The organism is Stenotrophomonas sp. FW305-3-2-15-E-LB1, assembly GCF_058787375.1.
This window is the reverse complement of record NZ_JBYSZR010000017.1, coordinates 26,789-48,708: the sequence shown is the minus strand read 5'-3', so window position 1 is coordinate 48,708 and position 21,920 is coordinate 26,789. Positions and strand designations below refer to the sequence as shown.

The 21,920-nt window shown below is 67.2% G+C and carries 19 protein-coding genes; 6 read left to right on the top strand and 13 right to left on the bottom strand.

The genetic code is table 11. The features are described 5' to 3' along the window. Nucleotides 1-27 precede the first annotated feature (27 nt). The 11 genes from AC3WL7_RS13315 to AC3WL7_RS13265 all read right to left on the bottom strand — a co-directional run bounded on the left by AC3WL7_RS13315 (nt 28) and on the right by AC3WL7_RS13265 (nt 12,969). A complete protein-coding gene (locus AC3WL7_RS13315; RefSeq protein WP_108745920.1) occupies nt 28-429 on the bottom strand; it encodes a GtrA family protein in 402 nt (133 codons plus the stop codon). After that, complete coding sequence (locus AC3WL7_RS13310; RefSeq protein WP_492750725.1) at nt 426-2,312, bottom strand: hypothetical protein; 1,887 nt, start codon at nt 2,310-2,312, stop codon at nt 426-428. Before AC3WL7_RS13310 ends, AC3WL7_RS13315 begins: the two co-directional genes overlap by 4 nt. Further along, nucleotides 2,312-3,610: an NAD(P)/FAD-dependent oxidoreductase gene (locus tag AC3WL7_RS13305; RefSeq protein ID WP_492750723.1), complete on the bottom strand. Its 1,299-nt coding sequence runs from the start codon at nt 3,608-3,610 to the stop codon at nt 2,312-2,314. Before AC3WL7_RS13305 ends, AC3WL7_RS13310 begins: the two co-directional genes overlap by 1 nt. A gap of 10 nt (nt 3,611-3,620) precedes the next feature. Next, a complete protein-coding gene (locus AC3WL7_RS13300) occupies nt 3,621-5,777 on the bottom strand; it encodes a hypothetical protein (RefSeq protein ID WP_492750721.1) in 2,157 nt (718 codons plus the stop codon). 3 nt (nt 5,778-5,780) lie between these two features. Continuing rightward, nucleotides 5,781-6,725 carry an NAD-dependent epimerase/dehydratase family protein gene (locus AC3WL7_RS13295; protein WP_079220543.1) on the bottom strand — a complete coding sequence of 315 codons (945 nt, stop codon included), beginning with the start codon at nt 6,723-6,725 and terminating at the stop codon, nt 5,781-5,783. A gap of 1 nt (nt 6,726) precedes the next feature. Continuing rightward, nucleotides 6,727-7,458 (bottom strand): SDR family oxidoreductase, encoded by a 732-nt coding sequence (locus AC3WL7_RS13290; RefSeq protein WP_108745924.1) that lies wholly within the window; start codon nt 7,456-7,458, stop codon nt 6,727-6,729. 2 nt (nt 7,459-7,460) lie between these two features. After that, complete coding sequence (locus AC3WL7_RS13285; RefSeq protein ID WP_492750719.1) at nt 7,461-8,774, bottom strand: FAD-binding oxidoreductase; 1,314 nt, start codon at nt 8,772-8,774, stop codon at nt 7,461-7,463. Next, nucleotides 8,771-10,189, bottom strand: a complete 1,419-nt coding sequence (locus tag AC3WL7_RS13280) for a UbiA family prenyltransferase (RefSeq protein ID WP_079220546.1) — start codon at nt 10,187-10,189, stop codon at nt 8,771-8,773. The genes AC3WL7_RS13285 and AC3WL7_RS13280 overlap by 4 nt, the downstream gene beginning before the upstream one ends. A gap of 112 nt (nt 10,190-10,301) precedes the next feature. Further along, entirely contained in the window at nt 10,302-11,285 is a 984-nt protein-coding gene (locus AC3WL7_RS13275; protein ID WP_079220547.1) for a lysylphosphatidylglycerol synthase transmembrane domain-containing protein, read from the bottom strand. Continuing rightward, nucleotides 11,285-12,223, bottom strand: a complete 939-nt coding sequence (locus AC3WL7_RS13270; RefSeq protein WP_492750715.1) for an electron transfer flavoprotein subunit alpha/FixB family protein — start codon at nt 12,221-12,223, stop codon at nt 11,285-11,287. Before AC3WL7_RS13270 ends, AC3WL7_RS13275 begins: the two co-directional genes overlap by 1 nt. After that, nucleotides 12,223-12,969: an electron transfer flavoprotein subunit beta/FixA family protein gene (locus tag AC3WL7_RS13265; RefSeq protein ID WP_032976362.1), complete on the bottom strand. Its 747-nt coding sequence runs from the start codon at nt 12,967-12,969 to the stop codon at nt 12,223-12,225. The genes AC3WL7_RS13270 and AC3WL7_RS13265 overlap by 1 nt, the downstream gene beginning before the upstream one ends. A 288-nt stretch (nt 12,970-13,257) precedes the next feature. On the opposite strand from AC3WL7_RS13265, the gene rfbB reads away from it, so the two are divergent. From rfbB to AC3WL7_RS13240, 5 genes are all read left to right on the top strand, one after another. Next, the gene (gene rfbB, locus AC3WL7_RS13260; protein WP_312738947.1) at nt 13,258-14,313 is read left to right on the top strand and encodes a dTDP-glucose 4,6-dehydratase; all 1,056 of its coding nucleotides are present in this window, start codon (nt 13,258-13,260) and stop codon (nt 14,311-14,313) included. 14 nt (nt 14,314-14,327) lie between these two features. Then, entirely contained in the window at nt 14,328-15,215 is an 888-nt protein-coding gene (gene rfbA / locus AC3WL7_RS13255; protein WP_079220550.1) for a glucose-1-phosphate thymidylyltransferase RfbA, read from the top strand. Next, nucleotides 15,212-15,784, top strand: coding sequence for a dTDP-4-dehydrorhamnose 3,5-epimerase (rfbC, locus tag AC3WL7_RS13250; protein WP_079220551.1), 573 nt, complete (start codon nt 15,212-15,214; stop codon nt 15,782-15,784). Before rfbA ends, rfbC begins: the two co-directional genes overlap by 4 nt. Continuing rightward, the gene (gene rfbD / locus AC3WL7_RS13245; protein ID WP_492750709.1) at nt 15,781-16,671 is read left to right on the top strand and encodes a dTDP-4-dehydrorhamnose reductase; all 891 of its coding nucleotides are present in this window, start codon (nt 15,781-15,783) and stop codon (nt 16,669-16,671) included. The genes rfbC and rfbD overlap by 4 nt, the downstream gene beginning before the upstream one ends. Before the next feature lie 198 nt (nt 16,672-16,869). Next, complete coding sequence (locus AC3WL7_RS13240) at nt 16,870-18,249, top strand: hypothetical protein (protein WP_492750707.1); 1,380 nt, start codon at nt 16,870-16,872, stop codon at nt 18,247-18,249. A gap of 34 nt (nt 18,250-18,283) precedes the next feature. Here the strand turns inward: AC3WL7_RS13240 and AC3WL7_RS13235 are convergent, their stop codons facing one another. Both AC3WL7_RS13235 and AC3WL7_RS13230 read right to left on the bottom strand, forming a co-directional pair. Continuing rightward, on the bottom strand, nt 18,284-19,687 hold the full coding sequence (locus AC3WL7_RS13235) for a mannose-1-phosphate guanylyltransferase/mannose-6-phosphate isomerase (RefSeq protein ID WP_492750705.1): 1,404 nt from the start codon (nt 19,685-19,687) through the stop codon (nt 18,284-18,286). A gap of 12 nt (nt 19,688-19,699) precedes the next feature. Then, nucleotides 19,700-21,046 (bottom strand): phosphohexomutase domain-containing protein, encoded by a 1,347-nt coding sequence (locus tag AC3WL7_RS13230; protein WP_079220555.1) that lies wholly within the window; start codon nt 21,044-21,046, stop codon nt 19,700-19,702. Between the two features lie 139 nt (nt 21,047-21,185). Here AC3WL7_RS13230 and AC3WL7_RS13225 point away from each other — a divergent pair, with 139 nt between their 5' ends. Next, on the top strand, nt 21,186-21,920 hold the full coding sequence (locus AC3WL7_RS13225; RefSeq protein WP_492750703.1) for a CoA transferase subunit A: 735 nt from the start codon (nt 21,186-21,188) through the stop codon (nt 21,918-21,920).

Genomic DNA, 21,920 nt, shown 5'->3' with positions numbered 1-21,920 from the left:
AGGGGGCCGCAGCGTGAACGTTCAGGTTCAGCTGCCCTTGCTGCGCGCGAACGTGAAGTGCTTGTGCCCCAGGTAGGCGGTGACGATCGGGACGGCGACGCCGACCAGATGGGCGCTGAGCGGGATGTCCAGCGGCCATTCCAGCGCCGGCAGCAGCCAGCGCTTGAGGAGGACGCTGATGGCCAGCGTCTGCAGCAGGCTGATGACGTTGATGCCGACAAACCACGCCACCTGCTGGCCGATCGGACGGTCCGAGCCCTTGAAGACCAGCACGCGGTTGAGGATGAAGGCCGTCAGCATGCCCAGCCCGTAGGCCAGGCACACGGCAACCTCGAACGGTACGGCGAGGCTGAACAGGATGCGGCTGCCCACGTTGACCGCCGCCGCGGTGCCGCCACAGATGACGAACAGCAGGAACTGGCGGCTCATGCGAGCGCCTCCCCACTGCGATCGGTTGATCGGACCACCGCGACGGTCAGCAGCATCAGGGTCAGCACCAGCGCGAGGAACAGCGCAGGGCCCCGGCGCTCCTCGGCCCACATCCGCAGTGCGGTGAGCGCGCCGACCGGTGTGGGAGGCGTCACGGCGATCCAGCCATGGGGGTCGTTGTCGACGATGCGCAGGCGGTACTCATCCGCCGGCAGCGTGAGGACATGCCCCTGCCAGCGCTCGCCGGCCACGCCGCGCTTCACCAGTTCGATGGTGTGCTGCTTGCCGACCAGCGTGGCAGACACCAGCGGCGGGCCGTAGCCGCCCTGGAAATAGACCACGCGGCCACCCTCGAAGGCGACCGGCTCGCTGCTGCACTCGGTGGTATTGGCATCGCCGGACGCCGGCTCATAGGTGCCCAGCGCCTGCGGCCTGTTGCCCAGGGTGAAGTAGGCACCCGGGTGGCTGATGCCAGTGCATGCCGTGGGGCTGAACGCCAGCGGACGCCGGATCTCCGCGGGCATCATCGAGGCGCCCTCGGTGCTGTCGAGCAGCCGCGCCTGGCGATCGGCATCCGGGTAGGGCAGCAGGCCGGGCGCATTCCGGAGGGCGTCGACATTGCCGTCGGCAAGGTACGCGGCCAGGATGCGTTCCTGGTCCGAACCGATCACCGCGCGGTGCGCCATGCTGGCCTGGGATGCCATGAAGATGGGGTACGACGACAGCGCCAGCCAGCCGATGAAGACGGCAGGCACGGTGGCCTTTGCCCACTGCGGGAGCGCGCGCCCATGCCGGAAGGCCGCATGGAGGACGAGCCACAGGTTGTTGATGACGCCGATGGCCAGCAGGTCGGTGTAGCGCGAGGTCACCCCGTTGTGGACCTCGACGCCGCGCGAGTAGGCCATCGCGACCGCCTGGACCAGGACCCAGCCGGCGATGGCGAAGGCAAAGCGCTCGCCACGGGTTGCAGGTTGGCGTGACAGCAGGCGCTTCAGCAACACGACCGTGAGCGTGATCGTCGGTGCCCACAGCACCAGGACACTGGCCCAGTTTGGACGCATCGGCCAGCTCAGGGTCTGCTTCAGCGCTTCGATGAACTGCGCCATGGACTGTGCGTGGAACGCCGCGCCATGGGGTGCCGCCGGCATGGCCAGCAGGCCCGCGCCGGCAATGGCCATCATCAGCGCCACGCCCAGCCAACCGGTGCGCGTGTTGATGTCGCGGCCCAGCAGGCGGTAGATCAGCAGCCCCGCTGCGGCGGCTGCCGCAAGCACGCCGGTGGCCATCGTGAACAGCGCCAGGACGGCACAGGCCACCATGGCCAGCAGGCGTCGGCGGTCAAGCACGTCGGCCGATGCCAGCCAGACCGTCACCACCGAAAGCAGCGCCAGGATGAAGAACTGGTTCTGGAAGCCGGCGATCAGGTTTTCCCATCCAAACGGCGCGGCCGTGAGTGCGAACACGCCCAGCACGAGGAAGGGGCGTGCCGTTGCCGGCAGCGTGCGCATGCCAACGAATGCCATCGCGCCCAAGGCTGCCGCATGCGGGAGGATGTTGAACAGCATCTCCACCTTGGCATCGAACTGGTTGCCGTTGGCGGAGAACAGGCCCAGCGAGATCAGGCGCGTGAAAAGGATACGGTGCTCGTTGTGGGCCGCGAAGAAGTGGCCCAGCCCGAGTTCGCCCCGCAGGTAGGGCAGCAGCAGGTTGTCGAACTCGGCATCCCACTGGTCCCAGAACGGGCTGCTGCTGCCGAAGCGGAGCACGAGGTAGGCGCGCACGGCCATCATCGGCACCAGCAGGATCGCCAGCAGGAACGCCGGGTGCTGCGGATGGAACCACTGCGACAAGCGGGCGCGCACGGCGCCTGGCCTCGGATTCATCAGCGCAGTGCCTCGTCCACCAGTGCCTGGGCGGTGTTGATGCTCTCGTTGATCGAGCGGTCTTCCGGGTAGTAGTAGGCGGTGTCGGCCATGAAGAAGCCCTGCACCGGCGTGCGCATCGACGGCAGCATGTCCTGGAAGCCCGGCGGGCAGATCGTCTGCGCGAACTCATAGCGATGGCAGTGCGACGCCAGCACCCAGTCGCGCTTGAAGGCCGGGTTGATGCGCGCCAGGTAGCCCAGCACTTCCTCGATCAGTTCAGCGTTGGACTGCTGCCACTTCGGGTGGGTCTTGGGCATGTAGTAAGGCGCGTACAGGATCTTCTGGTCCGGATCGTGGCCCGGGTTGAGGTTGCTGTACTCGATCACGCCCGGGATCTCGATGCCCGGATCGCTGATGTTCATCCAGAAGTTTTCGCTCACCGCATGCTTGAGCTTGAGGATCACGCAGGCGACGGGAATGTTCTGCACCGCCGCGACCTTGTCGCGGAAGTCGGCCGGCAGGCCCGGCACCAGGGCCGGCACGTACTGGATCGGCGCGGTGGAGATCACCGCATCGTAGGCCGTGAACGCGCCACCGATCGAGACGCCGGTGACCTTGCCGTTCTCGGAAACCACTTCATCGATGCCACGGGACAGTTCGATGCGGCCGCCACGGGCCTGGATGTCCTGCACCATGCGCTCGAGCAGGGTCATCGAGCCGCCTTCCAGGTAGCCCATGCTCTCGTTCATCAGGTTGCGGCGGGACAGGGCCACGCGCTTGATGCGCGTGCCGATCCAGCTGGCCGACAGGTTGTCCTTGAACTCGAAGAACTTCAGGCGGAAGGCATCCTTCCACATCACGTCATAGGCTTTCTGGCCGACCCAGCGCCGGATCCACGTGCCGGCCTCTTCCTTGTCCAGCGCCGTCCAGTCCTTGATGCCCTTGGTGTACATCACGTGCAGCGCATAGCGGAACTTGCTGATCGGCCCGAGGTGGGGGAAGGCCAGCAGTGCGAACGGGTTGCCCCACTTGTAGAGCTTTCCCTTGTAGAAATAGCCCATCTTGGTGTCGGTCCAGCGCAGCGCCTTGGACAGGCCATAGCGCTCGAGCAGCGCGAACAGGGGGTAATCGGTCTTGCAGATGAAGTGGTAGTAGCGTTCGATCGACAGCCCATCGAAATCGAAATTGGCCGACATGCCGCCAATGCGGTCGTCACGTTCGTAGATCGTGACCGAATGGCCCTGGTCGAGGAGTTTCACGGCGGCCATCAGGCCCATGGGGCCTGCGCCGATGATGGCAAATCGCTTCTGGGTCATGGCAATCGTATCAATGGAAGGAAGTGGGGAGCGCCGTGAGACGGCACGCCGGGCGCGTGGCGAACAATTCGTACGCCGGGCTGTGGTAGATGTGCAGGGTACCGGTCGGGACGTCGTCGAAATCCGAGGCGATTCTGCCAATCCGGATAAATGACTGATCCATCTGGGAATAATAGCGCCTTGACCAGTCGTCGTTGAACGAGGTGCCGATGAACAGCACACAGTCCGTCGAGGGGGGCGGGAGGTCCATGCCCAATACCTGGGGGAACGTGATGACCTCGGTGCGTACGGCGCCCATTTCCGCAGCGATGCCCTGCAGCCGGTCGGTGCGTTCATCCAGCATCTGCTGCAGCTGGATGCGGTCGAAATAGGGCACCAGCCGGGCGCTGACCGACATGCCCCAGGCGCCTGCCAGCACCAGCAGACCCACGCAGGCCAGGTGCAGCAGCGTGCGGGCCAAGGGGCGCTGCAGCGCGAGGCGGGCTGCGGCGAACCGCTCGATGTTGGCGGCGCCCGCCACGGCAATCATCATGAAGGCCGGTACCAACGCGGTCAGGTTGCGCTCGAAGAACACCGACTGGACCAGGAAGGCGCCAAACGTAATGGCAAAGACCGCCAGGAAGCCGGCCTTGGCCGGCGCCAGCGAGGCGCGGAAGTAGCCCAGCACATGCAGCACCACCAAGGGCAGGCCGAGGGTGGCCAGGTAGTAACCGGTGATCCAGTGCCATTGCGCGACGAGCCCGTGCGTCATCGGCCCGAACGGGGGATGGCCGCCGCCGTACTGGTGGTCCAGCGCCTGGATGCCCGCCAGGAAGCCGGGCAGGTCGGCCACGATGGCCGGTGAGCCCAGGCAGATGCCGAAGACAAACCCCGCCAGCGATACGCCGCCGGACATGCCCAGCTGCTGCAGTTGCCGCGCCAGTCCGGGTGCCTGCCGTGCCGGTTGCCAGGCCACTGCGACGCAGTACAGGGTGAAAACGGCGTAGGTGAACTTCACGGTCGTCAGCAGGCCGGCGATCATGCCCAGCGCGGCCAGGAGCGCGTACTGGCCCCGCCGTTGCCGGGGCGCCAGGCAGGCCAGCGCGAACGCGACCGTCGCCAGCAGGGTGCTCCATGGCTCCGGCCGGGCGTAATGCGCATCCTGCAGGAACTGGGGAGCGGTTGCGACCAGAAGCACGCCGGCCAATGCATAGCCCGCACCCAGCGTGCGCAGCAGCAGCAGGAAGCACAGCACCAGGGTAAGCGCGGCCGACCAGCGCGAGAACTCGAGCAGGCAGTGCAGCAGGTCAAGCTCGTTGTCGAATGCCGCCGGTGCCACCGCGTGGATGGCCAGGTAGGCCGCCTGGATGTAGCCGGAGAAGTTGTAGCGGAACGCATGGAACTCAGGCAGGTCCGCGCGCGCCCAATCGGTGTTCAGGTCGCCATGCTCGTGCATGGCCACCATGACTTTGACCGGAATGGCCTGGTCGGGATGGTGCCAGACGCCTGCGACATCGCCCTGGTACAAGCGTGCGCCCAGCAGTGCCACCGACGCAGCCAGGAACACCAGTGACACGGTGCGGCGGCCCCGGGCTTTCCTGCACGGCATGACCGTGCCGTCGCCCGTCGTGGGTGGCAGCGCGAAGACGCCCAGCAGGAGGCTGGCCAGCAGCAGCGCCGTGATGGTGCTGTCCAGGTGTCCGGGCTCGCGCAGCAGGCCGATGCCGGCCCATTGCCGGAATCCCGTTCCCTGGTCATCCAGCTCCACGCGCAGGGGCCGTCCCGACCAGCTCTCTGGCACGCGGATGTTCAGCGGCTGCCATTGCTCGCCCGCCTGCTGGATCACATAGAGCGATTCCCCGCCATCTTCCGGGGCGATGCGCAGGCGCACGGCCTCCCCGTCGATGTAGCCGGCGACCGCAAGCTGCGGTCGTGCCGCGGGGTCGGCCGGCAGGCGCAGGCTGATGGAACCGCGCGTGGCGTCACCGCCTGCGCAGTAGGTGACGGCGGCATGGTGGATGTCCGTACCGGTACGCAGGAACGGCGATGCCGACGCCGCGCAGCCGCCGTCGGGACCGCCAGCGCCCTGCGGCAGCCCGGGTACCGGCGGCCGGATCCACAGCAGCAGCGCCACCAGAAGGCATGCGGCGGCCAGTCCCTGGCCCAGGTACCAGCGTCCTGCTCGCACGCGTCAACGCTCCAGTACGATCTTCGCGTAGCGCGGGTCGGTGTAGCTTTCGCGGATGGCCTCTTCGAACGGCGTCTGCTTCACGCCGAACACGGCCTCGGTGTCGATGCCCTTGAAATCATCGCCGGCACTGAGTGCCTTCAGCTGGTCGGCGGTGAAGGGCGGCTTGCTGCTGAACAGGCTGTAGACCTTCAGCAGGAAGCCGAAGAAGCCGATCGGGATATGCACGATGACGGTGTGCAGCTTCTTCACCCGCTTGATGGTGCGGATGATGTCCACGTAGTCCACGCGCGTGTCACCGACGATGTCGAAGACCTCGCCATCCGGTTCGGTCTCGATGCACTTGGCAATGCAGCGGCAGAAGTCGCGTTCGTACAGCGGCTGGCGCATGAACCTGCCATCGCCCGGAATCGGGAACACCGGCGTGCGGGCCATGAAGCGCGACAGCCAGCCCAGGTGCTTGGGGTCGAACCAGCCGAACATCAGCGTGGGACGCAGCACGCAGTGGCGCTGGCCGCTGGCCACCACCATTTCTTCCTGCTCGCGCTTGGTGTTGGTGTAGTCATCCTTGGCCACCGAGTTCACCACCGACGAACTGATGTGCACCATGTAGGGCACGGCCGCGCCCTGGGTTGCCTTCAGCACATGGCCGGTGGCGGTGATGTTGTTGCGCACGAACAGGTCGGTGGTCTTGCCGGTGATCTGTGCATGCAGCTGCACCACGCAGGCGGCGCCGTTGAACTCGCCGGCCCAGGCGCCCGGCTCGGCCAGGTCGGCCAGCACCACGCGCACATCCGGGTGCAGCTTCTGCAGGATGTCCAGGTTGTGCGCGTGCTTGTCGATGGCCACCAGCTGGGTATACCCCTGCTGCTTGAGCTCGACGATCAGGTTCTGCCCGACCAGCCCGGCGGCCCCGGTGATGACGATCTTGGCGTGCTTGTCGGTCATGTCAGAGCTTGATCCTGCGGAAGACGAATTCGGGAATGTTCTTGATGATCATCATGATCGCCCACCAGAAACCGGGCAGGTAGGCCACGGCCTTGCGCTTGCCGATGGCCTTGAGGATGCCGGCGGCCACCTTGTCCGGCGTCGCCCACAGCGCGCCCTTCTTGAAGGCGGCCGTCATCGGCGTATCGACGAAGCCCGGCTTGATGACCAGCACGTTGACGCCGGCCGGGCGCAGGCGCTGGCCCAGGCCGCTCAGGTAGGCGGTCACGGCCGCCTTGGCGCTGCCATAGAGGTAGTTGCTGGCGCGGCCACGATCGCCGGCCACCGAGGAGATCACCGCCAGGCTGGCGCCGGACTGCAGGCGCTGGGCCAGGGCGGCCGCCAGGGCAATCGTCGACGTGCCGTTGGTGGCGAACTCGCGCAGCGACAGCTCCACCGACGCATCGCAGGCGGCCTGGTCCGGCAGCGTGCCGTGGGCGATGAGCACGGTATCCACGCCACCCAGGGCCGACCAGGCATCGTCCAGCAGCGCACCATGTGCGGACAGGTCGTTCACGTCCAGCACGCCGGTATGCACGTGCGGGGCGCCACGCACGCGCAGGTCGGCGGCGATGGCATCCAGCTTGCCGGCACTGCGGCCCACCAGGTAGAGCGCGGCGGCACGCCCGGCGTACAGGCGCGCGACGGATTCGGCGATGGCCGAGGTGGCGCCGATGATCAGGATCTTCTGCATGCTTACTCCATCACCCGGCGCCAGAAGCCGGATGAGAATCGGGGGTCGATGAAGCGGGAGAATTCTTCCCAGGCGGGGTAGGCCTGGCGGAACAGCGCGCCGGACATGCGCGCGTCCTTGGCCGGATAGACGGCGCCACCGGCCTCGCTGACGATGCGGTCCAGGCGGTCGAGCATCTTCAGCAGTTCCGGGCCGTCGTTGGGGAAATCCAGGGCCAGGGTGGTACCCGGGCGCGGGAACGACAGCAGGCCCGGCGAGGGGCGGTCGCCGAACTCCTTCAGCACGGCCAGGAACGAGCCGCGTCCGCTGCGCGCGATCTCCGCCAGCAGGGCGGCGGTGGCATCGCGGGCGACGGCGGGCGGCAGGACGCACTGGTGCTGCAGGAAACCGCGCGGGCCATACATGCGGTTCCAGTGGTTGATGCCGTCCAGCGGGTAGAAGTAGCTCTGGTAATGCGACAGGTGGCGGGCACGCCGCGCGGGCTGGCGCCAGTAGTAGAGCGTGTTGAACGGGCGCAGGGTGAGCGGATTGACCAGCGACACCGGCGGCACGATGGGCATGCTGCGGCGCGGAGCTGCGCTGGGCGTGGCGGCCCGTGCATCGCCCGGCGCATGGTCGCCACGCAGGAAGTGGCCGCGGCCGAGGTTCGGCCCGCTGGCCAGGCAGTCGATCCAGGCGACGGTGTATTCGAAGTCGCTGGCCGATGCGCGCGACAGCTCGAAGAAGTCATCCAGGTTGTCGAAGCGGATCGACTCGGTTTCGATCCACGGCCCGGGTACGCGCCGCAGCTGCAGTTCGACCCAGGTGATGAATCCGGTCAGGCCAAGACCGCCGACGGTGGCGGCGAACAGGCCGCTGTCATCGGCGGGGGTGAGCTGCTGGCGGGCGCCATCGCTGCGCAGCAGTTCCAGGCAGCGCACGTGGTGGCCGAAGGTGCCGGCGCGATGGTGGTTCTTGCCGTGGACGTCGTTGCCGATGGCCCCGCCCACCGTGGCGTAGCGGGTACCGGGCGTGACCGGCAGGAACCAGCCACTGGGCAGGGCGATGTCGAGGATCTCGGCCAGGGTGACCCCGGCCTCGCAGCGCACGATGCCGGTGGCCGGGTCGAAGCCGATGAAGCGGTCCAGGGCGCGGCTGGCCAGCAGCGACGCGTCCGGGTTGAGGCAGCTGTCGCCGTAGCTGCGGCCATTGCCATGCGGAAGCACCGTGCCGCCTTCCGGCGGCAACGGCAGTACCGACGCGCGGTCGAGCACCGGGATGATGCGCTGCTCGACCCGCGGGTAGCGTCCCCAGGACTGGCCGGGCGCTGCACTCATATTGCGATCAGCACGATCAGCACGCACAGGCCGATGACGATCTGGCTGCCACGGTCCATGGCCGCGAACACGATGGGATCGTCATGCATGTCACCGCGGTGGGAGACGATCCACATCCGGCTGATCCAGTACAGCAGGATCGGGCACAGCAGCCACAGCAGCTTGGGGTTGCTGTACAGCTCAAGGCTTTCCGGGCTGTTGATGTACAGGGCGAACACCATCACGCCGATGTAGCCGGCGGCGGCACCCAGCGACTGCACCAGGGGCAGGTCGGCCACGGAATAGCCACGGCCGATCGCCATTTCCTTGCCGCTGGCCAGCGCCGATGCCAGTTCGGTATAGCGCTTGAGCATGGCCAGGCTGAGGAACACGAACATCGAGAAGGCCAGCAGCCAGAACGACAGTTCGGAATTGATCGCCACCGCGCCGCCGATGATGCGCACGGTGTACAGCGCGGCCAGCAGCACCACGTCGATCATCACGATGCGCTTGAGCTTGAGCGAATAGCTCAGCGTCATCACGTAGTAGCACAGCAGCACGCCGGCGAAGGCCGGGCTGCAGGCCAGGGCCAGCGCGAAGCCGGCCAGGGTGATCAGCGGCGCCACCAGCAGGCCATGCAGCAGCGGCAGCGTGCCGGCCGCGAACGGACGCTTGCGCTTGCGCGGATGCATGCGGTCCGGGGTCAGGTCGAGCAGGTCGTTGAGCAGGTAGACGCCCGATGCACACAGTCCGAAGGCGAGGAACGCCGTGCCCGCGTCGATGATCGAGGCGATGTCGAAGAACCGGTGCGCCGTCAGCAGCGGCACCAGCACCAGCAGGTTCTTCAGCCACTGGTAGATGCGCAGGGCCTTGATCCAGGTGATCAGGCCACCGTTCTGCGAAGGCAGGTGGGCCAGCACCTCGGTCTGCTTCGCCGCCGCGCTGGCGAGCCCGGCACCGTTGTTGACCACGATCGCGCCACCGGCATGCGCCCACACCTTGAGGTCGACCTGGCCGTTGCCCATGTAGTCGAAGCCGCGTTCGCCGAAGCGCGCGGCCAGCGCCTGGCCCTTGTTGCTGCCGGACAGGTTGGTCTGGCCATCGCTGGCCATCACTTCCTCGAACAGGCCGAGGTGGTCGGCGATGGGCTGCACCAGCAGCCGGTCCGACGCGGTGCATAGCACGCGCGGGCGCTGCGTGGTGGTGCGCAGGATCTCCAGCACGCGCTCGTCGTACGGCAGCGTTTCGGCCGGCAACTGCACGCGCGAGGCCAGCTGGCGCTTCACGTAGGCCTTGCCACGCAGCAGCCAGAAGGGCACCAGGAAAATGTACAGCGGGTTGTTCGAAAGCAGGGCCAGCAGGGACTCGTAAAGGATGTCCGAGCGCAGCAGGGTGCCGTCAAGGTCGACGCAGAGCGGGCGGTTGGAGGCCGTCACGGCGTGAATGCTCCGGGGGGGACTGCATCGGAATGTTGCATTGCTGAACCTTGTATTTCGCCGTTGACCGAATGGATGATAAATGAAGGTGGTGACCGGGTCAGTACACGCATCAGCGCCCGGTTGCAGGCGACAGTGCGCGCGATTCCAGCGTTGCCATGGCCAGCATGCCCACCAGCACCGCCAGCCACAGGCTGGCCAGGCGGATGCCGATGGCGATGGCCAGTGCGGCGTCCGCGCCGACGCCGCAGGCCACCAGCATCAGCACGATGGCTGCTTCGGTCGTGCCGACGCCGCCGGGCACGAAGGACAGGGCGCCGATCAGCATCGCCATCGGGTAGATGCCCAGCAGCAGGTGCGCCGGCAAGGTGATGCCCGCGCTGTGGCACAGCCATGCGAACGCCGCCGCTGTCAGCAGCCAGGCGACGCTGCCCCAGCCCAGGCTGCCCAGCAGCAGGCGGACCCGCAGCAGGGGGCCCAGTGCGGTTCCCCCGTCGATCAGGAAGCCTGCTGCCCGCCGCACCGGCGCGCCGGGCAGGCGTGCGGCCAGCCCACGTGCGAACCGCGCCAACGGTGGCCAGCAGCCAAGCGCGAGCAATGCCAGCAGCAGCACCAGGATGACCAGCGCCAGCAGGCCGAACGCCGGAACCAGGGTGGCTGCTGCAATCGACAGCAGGGTAATGACCAGCAGGTCGCAGGCCCGTTCGAAGATGAATGTCGTCAACGTGGCCCGGGGCGGGATGCCCTGCCAGTTGAAATAGCGGATGCGCAGCAGTTCACCGGCCTTGCCAGGTGATGCCGTGAACGCGAAACCAGCGAGGTAGGCGAGCAGCCCCTGCCACCAGGCGTGCACGGGATGCCCCTGTGCCGCCAGTACGCTGCGCCAACGCTGGTACCGGCAGGCATAGCTGAGCAGGACGAGGACGGCGCAGGCCGACAGCGGCGCCGCCATTTTGGCCAATTGCGACAAGATGTTCCTGTCGCGATCGAGGTACCACAGTGCCGCCACATAGATCACTGCAATGGCGGCGACCCAGAGGCCCGCACGCCCCCCGCGTGCCGGCTGAACCGGCACCGGAGGGCGACGGTTGGCCATTACAGGGCCTTTTCCAGCTCCGGCAGGATCGCAAACAGATCCCCGACCAGGCCGATGTCGGCGATCTCGAAGATCGGCGAATCCGCGTCCTTGTTGATGGCCACGATCGTGCCGGCATCCTTGATGCCGGTCAGGTGCTGGATGGCACCGCTGATACCGACGGCCACGTACAGTTCCGGCGCGATGATCTTGCCGGTCTGGCCGACCTGCAGGTCGCTGGGCACGTAGCCGGCATCGACCGCAGCGCGCGAGGCACCGACGGCGGCACCGAGCTTGTCGGCCAGCTGGAAGATGACCTTGAAGTTCTCTTCCGAACCGACGCCACGGCCACCGGAGACCACGCGCTTGGCGCTCTGCAGGTCAGGGCGGTCGCTGGCACCGGCGGCCAGGCCGACGAAGCGGGTGTGCGCCGGCAGGGCGGCATCGACGCTGGCCGCTTCAACGGCGGCGCTGCCACCCTGGGCGGCTTCCGGCCACGATGCGGCGCGCACGGTGGCGACCACGATCTGGTCGGCCGGCGCTTCGACGGTGATGATGGCGTTGCCGGCGTAGATCGGGCGCTTGAAGGTGTGGCTGCCTTCCACGGCCATCAGGTCGGACACCTGGTTGACGCCCAGCAGGGCGGCAACGCACGGCATCAGGTCCTTGCCGAAGGTGGTGGACGGGCCGAACACGTGGCTGTAGCCCTTGGCCAGCTGCGCGATCTGCGGTGCCAGCACCTGGGCGATGGCCTGCGCGTTGGCGGCGTTGGCCACGGTCAGGACCTTGGCGACGCCGGCGATCTTCGCCGCTTCAGTGGCGACAGCGGCCGGGTCGGTGGCCAGCACCAGCACGTCGATGCTGGCACCGCTGATGGCGGCGGCGGCGCTGACGGTCTTGGCGGTGGCGGCGTTGAGCTTGCCGTCGTGGTGTTCGGCGATGACGAGAATCTTGCTCATTACAGCAGCCCCTTCTGCTTGAGTGCGGCAACCAGTTCGGCCGCGTCCTTGACCATCACGCCCTTGCTGCGCTTGGACGGCGCGGCGTACTGGGTGGTCTTGAAGGTATCGGCGGCTTCAACGCCGAGGTCGGCCAGCTGCAGGGTCTCCAGCGGCTTGGCCTTGGCCTTCATGATGTCGGGCAGCTTGATGAAGCGCGGCTCGTTCAGGCGCAGGTCGGTGGTGACCACGGCCGGCAGGTCCACTTCCAGCGTTTCCAGGCCGGCATCGACCTCGCGGGTGACCGTGGCCTTGCCGTCGGCAATGTCCAGCTTGCTGGCGAAGGTCGCCTGCGGGCGGCCCCACAGCGTGGCCAGCATCTGGCCGGTCTGGTTGGCATCGTCGTCGATGGCCTGCTTGCCGAGGATCACCAGGTCCGGCTGTTCCTTCTCGACCAGCTTGAGCAGGGTACGGGCCGCGGTCAGCGGCTGGATGGCCTGATCGGTAACGACGTGAATGGCACGGTTTGCGCCCATGGCCAGGCCATTGCGCAGGTGCGCCTGGGCATCCGCCGGGGCGATGGTGGCGACCACCACTTCGGTCGCGATGCCCTTGTCGCGCAGGCGCAGGGCTTCTTCCAGGGCGATTTCATCGAAGGGGTTGGGGGACAGCTTGACGCCGTCGGTGACCACGCCGGAGCCGTCCGGCTTGACCTGAATGCGGACGTTGTAGTCCACCACGCGCTTGTACGCGACGAGGATTTTCATCTGGTACTCGATCCTTGTAGTGCCGGCCGCTGGCCGGCTCACAGTAACGGGAAACGTCCGGTCCTCGCACAGCAACCGGTTCGGGGGTGGGATCCCGATTCTAGCTGGCTTGGGGTAACCATGCGAATGCGTATGGTTTGCTGCATTGCCGCAAAAAATGCCTCGCCGGACCCTCGTTGTTCACGTCCTGCACGCAGTCGTGAAGGCAGTGGCGCTGTATGCTGTCGCGCTGTGCCGGGGCGCCGCAGAGCGCTCCCACGAATGATTTCGATAACAGGAGAACAGGTAGTGGCCACATGGCTTGTCACCGGCGGCGCCGGATTCATTGGCGGTAACTTCGTTCTCGAAGCAGTCGCCCGCGGCATCAAGGTCGTCAATCTCGACGTGCTGACCTATGCCGGCAACCTGAAGACCCTGTCCAGCCTGGATGGCAACCCGAACCACGTGTTCGTGCAGGGTGACATCGGTGACAGCAGCCTGGTTGCCCGCCTGCTGGCCGAGCACCAGCCCGACGCGGTGCTGAATTTCGCCGCCGAAAGCCACGTCGACCGTTCCATCGACGGCCCGGGCGCCTTCATCCAGACCAACGTGGTGGGCACTCTGGGCCTGCTGGAAGCCGTGCGCGACCATTGGAAGGGGCTGCCGGCCGAGCAGGGCGCGGCCTTCCGCTTCCTGCATGTGTCCACCGACGAGGTGTACGGCACCCTCGGCGAGACCGGCAAGTTCAGCGAGACCACCCCGTACGCGCCCAACTCGCCGTATTCGGCGTCCAAGGCCGCCTCGGACCACCTGGTGCGTGCGTTCCACCACACCTACGGGCTGCCGGTGCTGACCACCAACTGCTCCAACAACTACGGCCCGTATCACTTCCCCGAAAAGCTGATCCCGCTGGTGATCGCCAAGGCGCTGGCCGGCGAGCCGCTGCCGGTATACGGCGATGGCAAGCAGGTGCGTGACTGGCTGTTCGTCACCGACCACTGTGAAGCGATCCGCACCGTGCTGGCCAAGGGCCAGGTCGGCGAGACCTACAACGTCGGCGGCAATTCGGAAAAGCAGAACATCGAAGTGGTGCAGGCGATCTGCGCGCTGCTCGATGCACGCCGCCCGCGCGAGGATGGCCAGCCGCGCAGCAGCCAGATCACCTACGTGGCTGATCGCCCGGGCCATGACCGCCGCTATGCGATCGATGCGTCGAAGCTGAAGAACGACCTGGGCTGGGAGCCGGCCTACACCTTCGAACAGGGCATCGCCTTCACCGTCGACTGGTACCTGGACAACCAGGAATGGGTCAACGGCGTGCTGGACGGCAGCTACCGCCTGCAGCGCATCGGCACTGCGGCCTGAACCCAGGAGACGACATGACCCAGCGCAAGGGCATCATCCTCGCCGGCGGTTCCGGCACCCGGCTCTATCCGATCACCAAGGGCGTCAGCAAGCAGCTGCTGCCGGTGTACGACAAGCCGATGATCTATTACCCGCTCAGCGTGCTGATGCTGGCGGGCATCCGCGAAGTGCTGATCATCAACACCCCGCACGAACAGGCGTTGTTCCAGCAGCTGCTGGGCGACGGTTCGCAGTGGGGCATGGACATCCAGTACGCCGTGCAGCCGAGCCCGGACGGGCTGGCGCAGGCCTACCTGATCGGCCGCGATTTCGTGGCCGGCAAGCCGAGCTGCCTGGTGCTGGGTGACAACATCTTCCACGGCCACGGCCTGCGCGAGGTGCTCAAGCGTGCCGACCAGCGCGTGGACGGTTCGACCGTGTTCGGCTACTGGGTGAACGATCCGGAGCGCTACGGCGTGGCCGAGTTCGACCAGACCGGCAAGGTCATCGACCTGGTGGAGAAGCCGGAGAAGCCGCGTTCCAACTATGCGGTGACCGGCCTGTACTTCTACGACGGCAATGCAAGCGACCATGCCGCCGAACTGAAGCCGTCGCCGCGTGGCGAGCTGGAGATCACCGATCTCAACAAGCGCTACCTGGCCGAGGGCCAGCTGCATCTGGAAGCGCTCGGCCGTGGTTATGCCTGGCTCGATACCGGTACCCACCAGTCCCTGCTGGAAGCCTCCAATTTCATCGAGACCATCCAGACCCGCCAGGGCCTGCAGGTGTGCTGCCCCGAGGAAATCGCCTTCGGCCAGGGCTGGATCAACGCCGAACAGCTGGAGGCGCTGGCCGCCCCGCTGATCAAGAATGGCTACGGCCAATACCTGCACACACTTGCCCTGCGTGGAGTCGTTCCGTGAAAGTGATTGAAACCAAGTTGCCCGGCTGCGTGGTGATCGAGCCGGCCGTGTTCGGCGACGCGCGTGGTTATTTCTTCGAAACCTGGAATGCCGAGCGCTTCGCTGCGCTGGGCCTGCCGGACCGTTTCGTGCAGAGCAACGTGTCCACCTCGGCGCAGGGCGTGCTGCGTGGCCTGCATTACCAGTGGCCGCGCCCGCAGGGCAAGCTGGTCAGCGTGCTGGAAGGCGAGGTCTATGACGTGGCCGTCGACATCCGCCGTGGCTCGCCGACGTTCGGCCAGTGGGAAGCGGTGGTGCTGAGCGCGGAGAACAAGAAGCAGTTCTGGATCCCGGAAGGGTTCGCCCACGGGTTCGCCGTGCTGTCCGAGCGTGCGGTGTTCAGCTACCTGTGCACCGAGGTCTACCTGAAGGACTTCGATGCCGGCGTGCGCTGGAATGATGCCGACATCGCCGTGGACTGGCCGGTGAGTGCGCCGACCCTGTCGGCCAAGGACGAGAACGCGCCCTTCCTGAAGGACATCGCCGAAGACCGCCTGCCGGTCTACGTCGCTGCACAGGGCGCGCCATGACCGTGCTGGTCTTCGGCGGCAACGGCCAGGTCGGCCAGGAGCTGCTGCGCGCGCTGGCCCCGCTGGGGCCGGTGGTGGCCACGACCCGTAGCGGCAAGCTGCCCGATGGCCGTGCGTGCGAGGTGGCCGACTTCGGCCAGCCCGACAGCCTGCCGGCACTGCTGGATCGCCTGCAGCCGTCGGTGGTGGTCAATGCGGCGGCCTACACGGCCGTGGACCGCGCCGAGCAGGACGTGGACGCCGCGTTTGCGGCCAATGCGCAGGCGCCGGGCGTGATCGCGCGCTGGTGTGCGGCGCATGGCGTGCCGTTCGTGCATTACTCCACCGACTATGTGTTCGATGGCCAGGGCAATGCGCCCTACCGCGAAGACGAAGCGACCGCGCCGCTGGGCGTGTACGGCACCAGCAAGCGGGACGGCGAAGATGCCGTGCGCGCCGCCGGTGGCCGTCACCTGATTTTCCGCACGGCCTGGGTGTATGCCTCGCACGGTGCCAATTTCCTGCGCACGATGCTGCGGGTAGGCGCCGAGCGCGACCAGCTGCGGGTGGTGGCCGACCAGATCGGCACGCCGACCCCGGCCGCGCTGATCGCCGATGTCACTGCGCAGGCGTTGCAGCACCCGGGGCAGCTGTCGGGCACCTGGCACCTGACTGCCAGTGGCCAGACCAGCTGGCATGGCTTTGCCGAGGCGATCTTCGCCGAAGCGCTGGCCCGCGGCGTGCTGGCCAAGGTGCCGGAAGTGGTCGCCATTCCCAGTTCCGAATATCCAACACCGGCCAAGCGTCCGGCCTGGTCGGTGCTGGACAACCGCCGGTTGCAGCAGGATTTCAGCATCACGCTGCCGACGTGGCAGGAAGGCCTGCAGCGGGTCATCGCCGAACTCTGATCGGCGCCCGCACCGCGTGGCAGACAGAAGCCCGGCCCTGGCCGGGCTTCTGCGTCTGCGGATGCCGCGCTGCGTGCGGTCACCCTGCGCACCGCCACCGCGCGTGGGCGGCGTCCGTGCTTCTGGACTACCATGCACGGCAGGATCATTCCGCGCAGCGCGTGGATATCGCTGCGCTCGCACCTGCAAGGACGCCCCATGGATCTGCCCCGTTCCACCCTCCGCGCACCGCGTGGAATGTCGCCACTCACACTCGCGATGGGCGTCGCTGCCCTGGCCCTGCTGGCGAGGCTGCTGTACGTGCAGTACTTCGCTACGCCGATGCCGTACATGGACCAGTGGGACGGCGAGTGGGCGAGTGCACTCAAGCCATGGCTGCAGGGTTCACTGCAGTGGCAGATGCTGGTCTCGCCGCACAACGAACACCGCATCCTGCCCACGCGGCTGGTCACGCTTCTGTCGTATGCGGCCACCGGCGAGTGGAACAACGTCCATGAAGCGCGGATCGCTGCTGTCGTTTTCTGCTTCATCCCCGGGCTGCTGACCTGGCACGCGCTGCGCGATGCGGGTGTCGCGGCGCGTCGCTGGTTGCCGCCGCTGGCGGTGCTGCTGTCGGTACTGCCGTTCGCGTGGGAGAACTTCCTGGTCGGCTTCCAGTCGCAGTTCTACTTCCTGATCCTGTCCAGCATCGTGGCCATTGCGCTGGTGGCCCGCCATCACCAGAGCATTGCCGCCCTGGCTGGCGCGGTGGCCTTGAGCGTGTTTGCCTGCGCCACCATGGCGTCAGGCCTGCTGACCGCCGTGGCGACGGGCGCGACCTGCATCATGGCCTGTCTCTGCCTGCCGGGGCGTCGCGCTCCGGCGCTGTGCGCGACCGCGCTGCTGGCGGTCGTTGCCATCGTCGCCTATGCATGGGGCCCGGTGATCGAGGCCCATGCGGTCCTGCGGGCGCAGAGTGTCGGCGAATTCGCCGGTGCGGCCGTCCGCGTGCTGGCATGGCCGATGCGTTCGGGCGCATTCGCGCCGATCATCTGGCTGCCCGCACTGGTGATGATCGGCCGGATGCTGGTCCGCCGCCGGGCGTCGCCTGCCGACCTGGTGATGGCCGGGCTGTGCGTCTGGTCCGCGCTGCAGGCACTGGCCATCGCCTATGGCCGTGGCCACGACATGCGGGCGCCGATGTCCCGCTATACCGAACTGTTCGTTCCCGGGCTGTTTGCCAGTGCGTGGTTCGCCATCCGGCTGTGGGGCGAAGCCGGCCAGGGGGCGCGGCTGCGCCTTGCCACTCGCACGGTCGTGGTCCTGTTCGCAATCGTGGTGGCCTGGCCACTGCTGGGCCGGGCCAGCAAGGATGCCGGCAAGCTGCATCAGTTCACTGCCGACGCGCGGTTGCACCAGGACAACGTGCAACGCCATCTGGCCGGTGAGGACTTGCGGGCACCACAGGGCGACGGCTTCGTGCTGCCTTACCCCGATGCGGAAAACCTGAAGCGGCGCCTGGATGATCCCCTGCTGCGCCAGGTCCTGCCGGGACACCGCGCGGGACCGGCGCCAGAAGGTGGCGCCGGTGCTCCATAGGCGGGGCCTGCATTCCGCCTGATGCGGGCGCTGCTCAGCTGCGCCCGTAGGTGTCCTCGAAGCGGACGATATCGTCTTCGCCCAGGTAGCTGCCCGACTGCACTTCGATCAGTTCCAGCGGCAGCTTGCCCGGGTTGCGCAGGCGGTGGGTCACGCCCAGCGGGATGTAGGTGCTCTGGTTCTCGCTCAGCAGGAGCACCTCGTCGCCGCGGGTGACCTCGGCGGTGCCGCTGACCACGATCCAGTGCTCGGCGCGATGGTGGTGCATCTGCAGGCTCAGCGTGCCGCCCGGCTTGACCGTGATCCGCTTCACCTGGAAGCGGTCACCATTGTCGATCGAATCGTAGGCACCCCACGGACGGTAGACCTTGCGGTGCCAGGTCGCTTCGCTGCGGCCTTCGGTCTTCAGCTGCGACACCACCGTCTTGACCTCCTGCATGCGGTCGGCCTTGCCGACCAGCACCGCATCGTCGGTCTCCACCACGATCACATCGTCCAGGCCGACCATCGCCACCAGGCGCTGGCCATAGGCGTAGGTGTTGCGGCAGTCGATGGCGATCACATCCCCCTGGTGGGCGTTGCCGTCGCCATCCTGCTGCGAGACATCGCGCAGCGCGGTCCACGAACCGACATCGTTCCAGCCCGCATCAAGCGGGATCACCACCGCATCGGCGGTCTTTTCCATCACCGCATAGTCGATGGAATCGGAGGTGACGGCGGCGAAGGCATCCTTGTCCAGGCGGGTGAAGTCGGCATCGCGGCGGGCCTGCTGCCAGGCGCTGCGGCTGCCGGCCAGCATCTCCGGCTGGAAGCGTTCCAGTTCCTGCAGGTAGCGCGAGGCCTTGAACAGGAACATGCCGCTGTTCCAGTAGTACTGGCCGCTGGCCACGTAACCGGTGGCGGTGTCCAGGTCGGGCTTCTCGACGAAGCGTTCGACCGCGCGCAGGCCCTGGCCATCGGCGGCCTTGATGTAGCCATAGCCGGTTTCCGGGCCCGTGGGCACGATGCCGAAGGTCACCAGCTTGCCCGACTCGGCCGCACTGGCGGCGGCCTGGACGACGCTGCGGAAGGTCGCTTCATCGGTGATCACGTGGTCCGAAGGCAGCACCAGCAGCAGCGCATCGGCGCCGTCACGGGTCGCTTCCAGCGCTGCCACGGCGATGGCCGGCGCGGTGTTGCGGCCCATCGGCTCGAGGATGATCGCCGCCGGTTCGGCGCCGACCTGGTGCAGCTGTTCGGCGGCGACGAAGCGGTGTTCCTCGTTGGCGATCACCAGCGGGTCACGGCTGGCGATGGGCGCGACCCGCTGCCAGGTTGCCTGCAGCATGGTCAGGTCACCGGCCAGCGGCAGGAACTGCTTCGGGTAGGACTCACGCGACAGCGGCCACAAGCGGGTGCCGGAGCCACCGGAGAGAATGACGGGCTGGATGATGCTCATGGTCTTCCTTGGTTACTGCTGGAGGAGGTGGGAGATTTCGTCGGTGCGCGCCTGCATCAGCGCTGCATCACCGCGGGCTTCGACATTCAGGCGCAGCAGCGGCTCGGTGTTGGAGCTGCGCAGGTTGAAGCGCCAGTCGCCGAAATCGGCGCTGATGCCATCGGTGTGGTCCAGCGCCGGCGCCTGTGCGGCGAAGTGCTCCATCACGCGCGCGACGGCGGCCTTGGCATCGGCCACCTTGAAGTTGATCTCGCCGCTGCAGGGATAGGCGGCCATGCGGTCCTCCACCCAGTCGGCCAGCGAGCGGCCGCTTTCGGACACCAGCTGGGCGATCAGCAGCCACGGGATCATGCCGGAGTCGGCGTAGGCGAATTCGCGGAAGTAGTGGTGGGCGCTCATCTCGCCGCCATACACGGCATCTTCGGCGCGCATCTTTTCCTTGATGAAGGCGTGGCCGCTCTTGCACAGCACCGGCACGCCGCCGGCCGCTTCGACCATTTCCACCGTGTTCCAGACCAGGCGCGGGTCGTGCACGACCTTGCCGCCCGGCTGGCGGGCGAGGATGGCCTTGGCCAGCAGGCCGACCAGGTAGTAGCCCTCGATGAAGCGGCCGGTGTGGTCGAAGAAGAAGCAGCGGTCGAAATCGCCGTCCCAGGCGATGCCGAAGTCGGCACCGTGTTCGCGCACGGCCTCGGCGGTGGCGGCGCGGTTTTCCGGCAGCAGCGGGTTGGGGATGCCGTTGGGGAAGTTGCCATCGGGTTCATGGCAGATGCGGATGAATTCCAGCGGCAGGTGCGGCGCCAGCAGGTCGACGATGGCGCCGGCACCGCCGTTGCCGGCGTTGACCACCAGCTTCAGCGGCTTGAGCTTGCTGGCGTCCACGTAGCTGAGCAGGTGGTCGATGTAGGCGCTCTTGTCGTGGCGCGCGGTCTGCGCTGCGCTCGCCGGCTGCGCGCTGCCGGTATCGGCGGCCACGGCGTCGGAGATCGCGAACAGGCCGGTGTCGGAGCTGATCGGCCGTGCATTTTCCTTGACCAGCTTCATCCCGTTGTAGTCCATCGGGTTGTGGCTGGCGGTCACCATCACGCCGCCCGCGGCGCCCAGGTGGTCGGTCTGGAAATAGACTTCTTCGGTGCCGCACAGGCCGATGTCGATCACTTCGCGGCCGACGCCGCGCAGGCCGGAGGCGAGCGCGTCCTGCAGGGCCGGGCTGGTCAGGCGGACGTCATGTCCCAGGACCACCGGGCCAGGCGCGAGCTGAGCGGCCAGGGCCACGCCGATGCGGCGGGCGAGGTCTTCGTTCAGTTCTTCCGGCACGCGGCCGCGGATGTCATAGGCCTTGAAGGCGGGCAGGGGCATCGATCGGGTCCATTGTGGGCACAGCCCGTGATTGTACCGCCAGCCCTGTATGGGAATCGTTTCCATGCCGCAACGCCACGTGACCGGCCGACGCGCTGGCCTAGAATGGTGCGATTACATCAACGAGGTGAGGGCGTAGATGAACAACCCGGCAACGACCGGCGGCAAGCGCAGCAAGCGCTTTGCTTCGGCGGCGGAGGCCCTGCAGGGCGTCATCGCCGATGGCCAGACCCTGGCCGTGGGCGGCTTCGGCCTGTGCGGCATTCCCGAGGCGCTGATCGCCGCCCTGCGCGACAGCGGTGCCAAGGGCCTGACCGTGATCTCCAACAATGCCGGCGTGGATGGCTTCGGCCTCGGCCAGCTGCTGGAGACGCGGCAGATCAAGAAGATGATTTCGTCCTACGTGGGCGAGAACAAGGAATTCGAACGGCAGTTCCTGGCCGGTGAGCTGGAGCTGGAGTTCAACCCGCAGGGCACCCTGGCCGAGCGCCTGCGGGCCGGCGGCGCGGGCATCCCGGCGTTCTTCACCGCCACCGGCTACGGCACCGTGGTGGCCGAAGGCAAGGAAACCCGCGAGTTCGACGGCAAGCACTACGTGATGGAAACCGCGCTGCGCGCCGACGTCGCCTTGGTCAAGGCCTGGAAGGCCGACGAGGCGGGCAACCTGGTGTTCAGCAAGACCGCGCGCAACTTCAACCCGGCCTGCGCGATGGCCGGCAAGGTCTGCATCGTGGAAGTGGAAGAGGTGGTGCCGGTGGGCGCCATCGATCCGGACCAGGTGCACCTGCCGGGCATCTACGTGCACCGCATCGTGCACAACCCGCACCCCGAGAAACGCATCGAACAGCGCACCATCCGCGCGGAGGGCAACTGA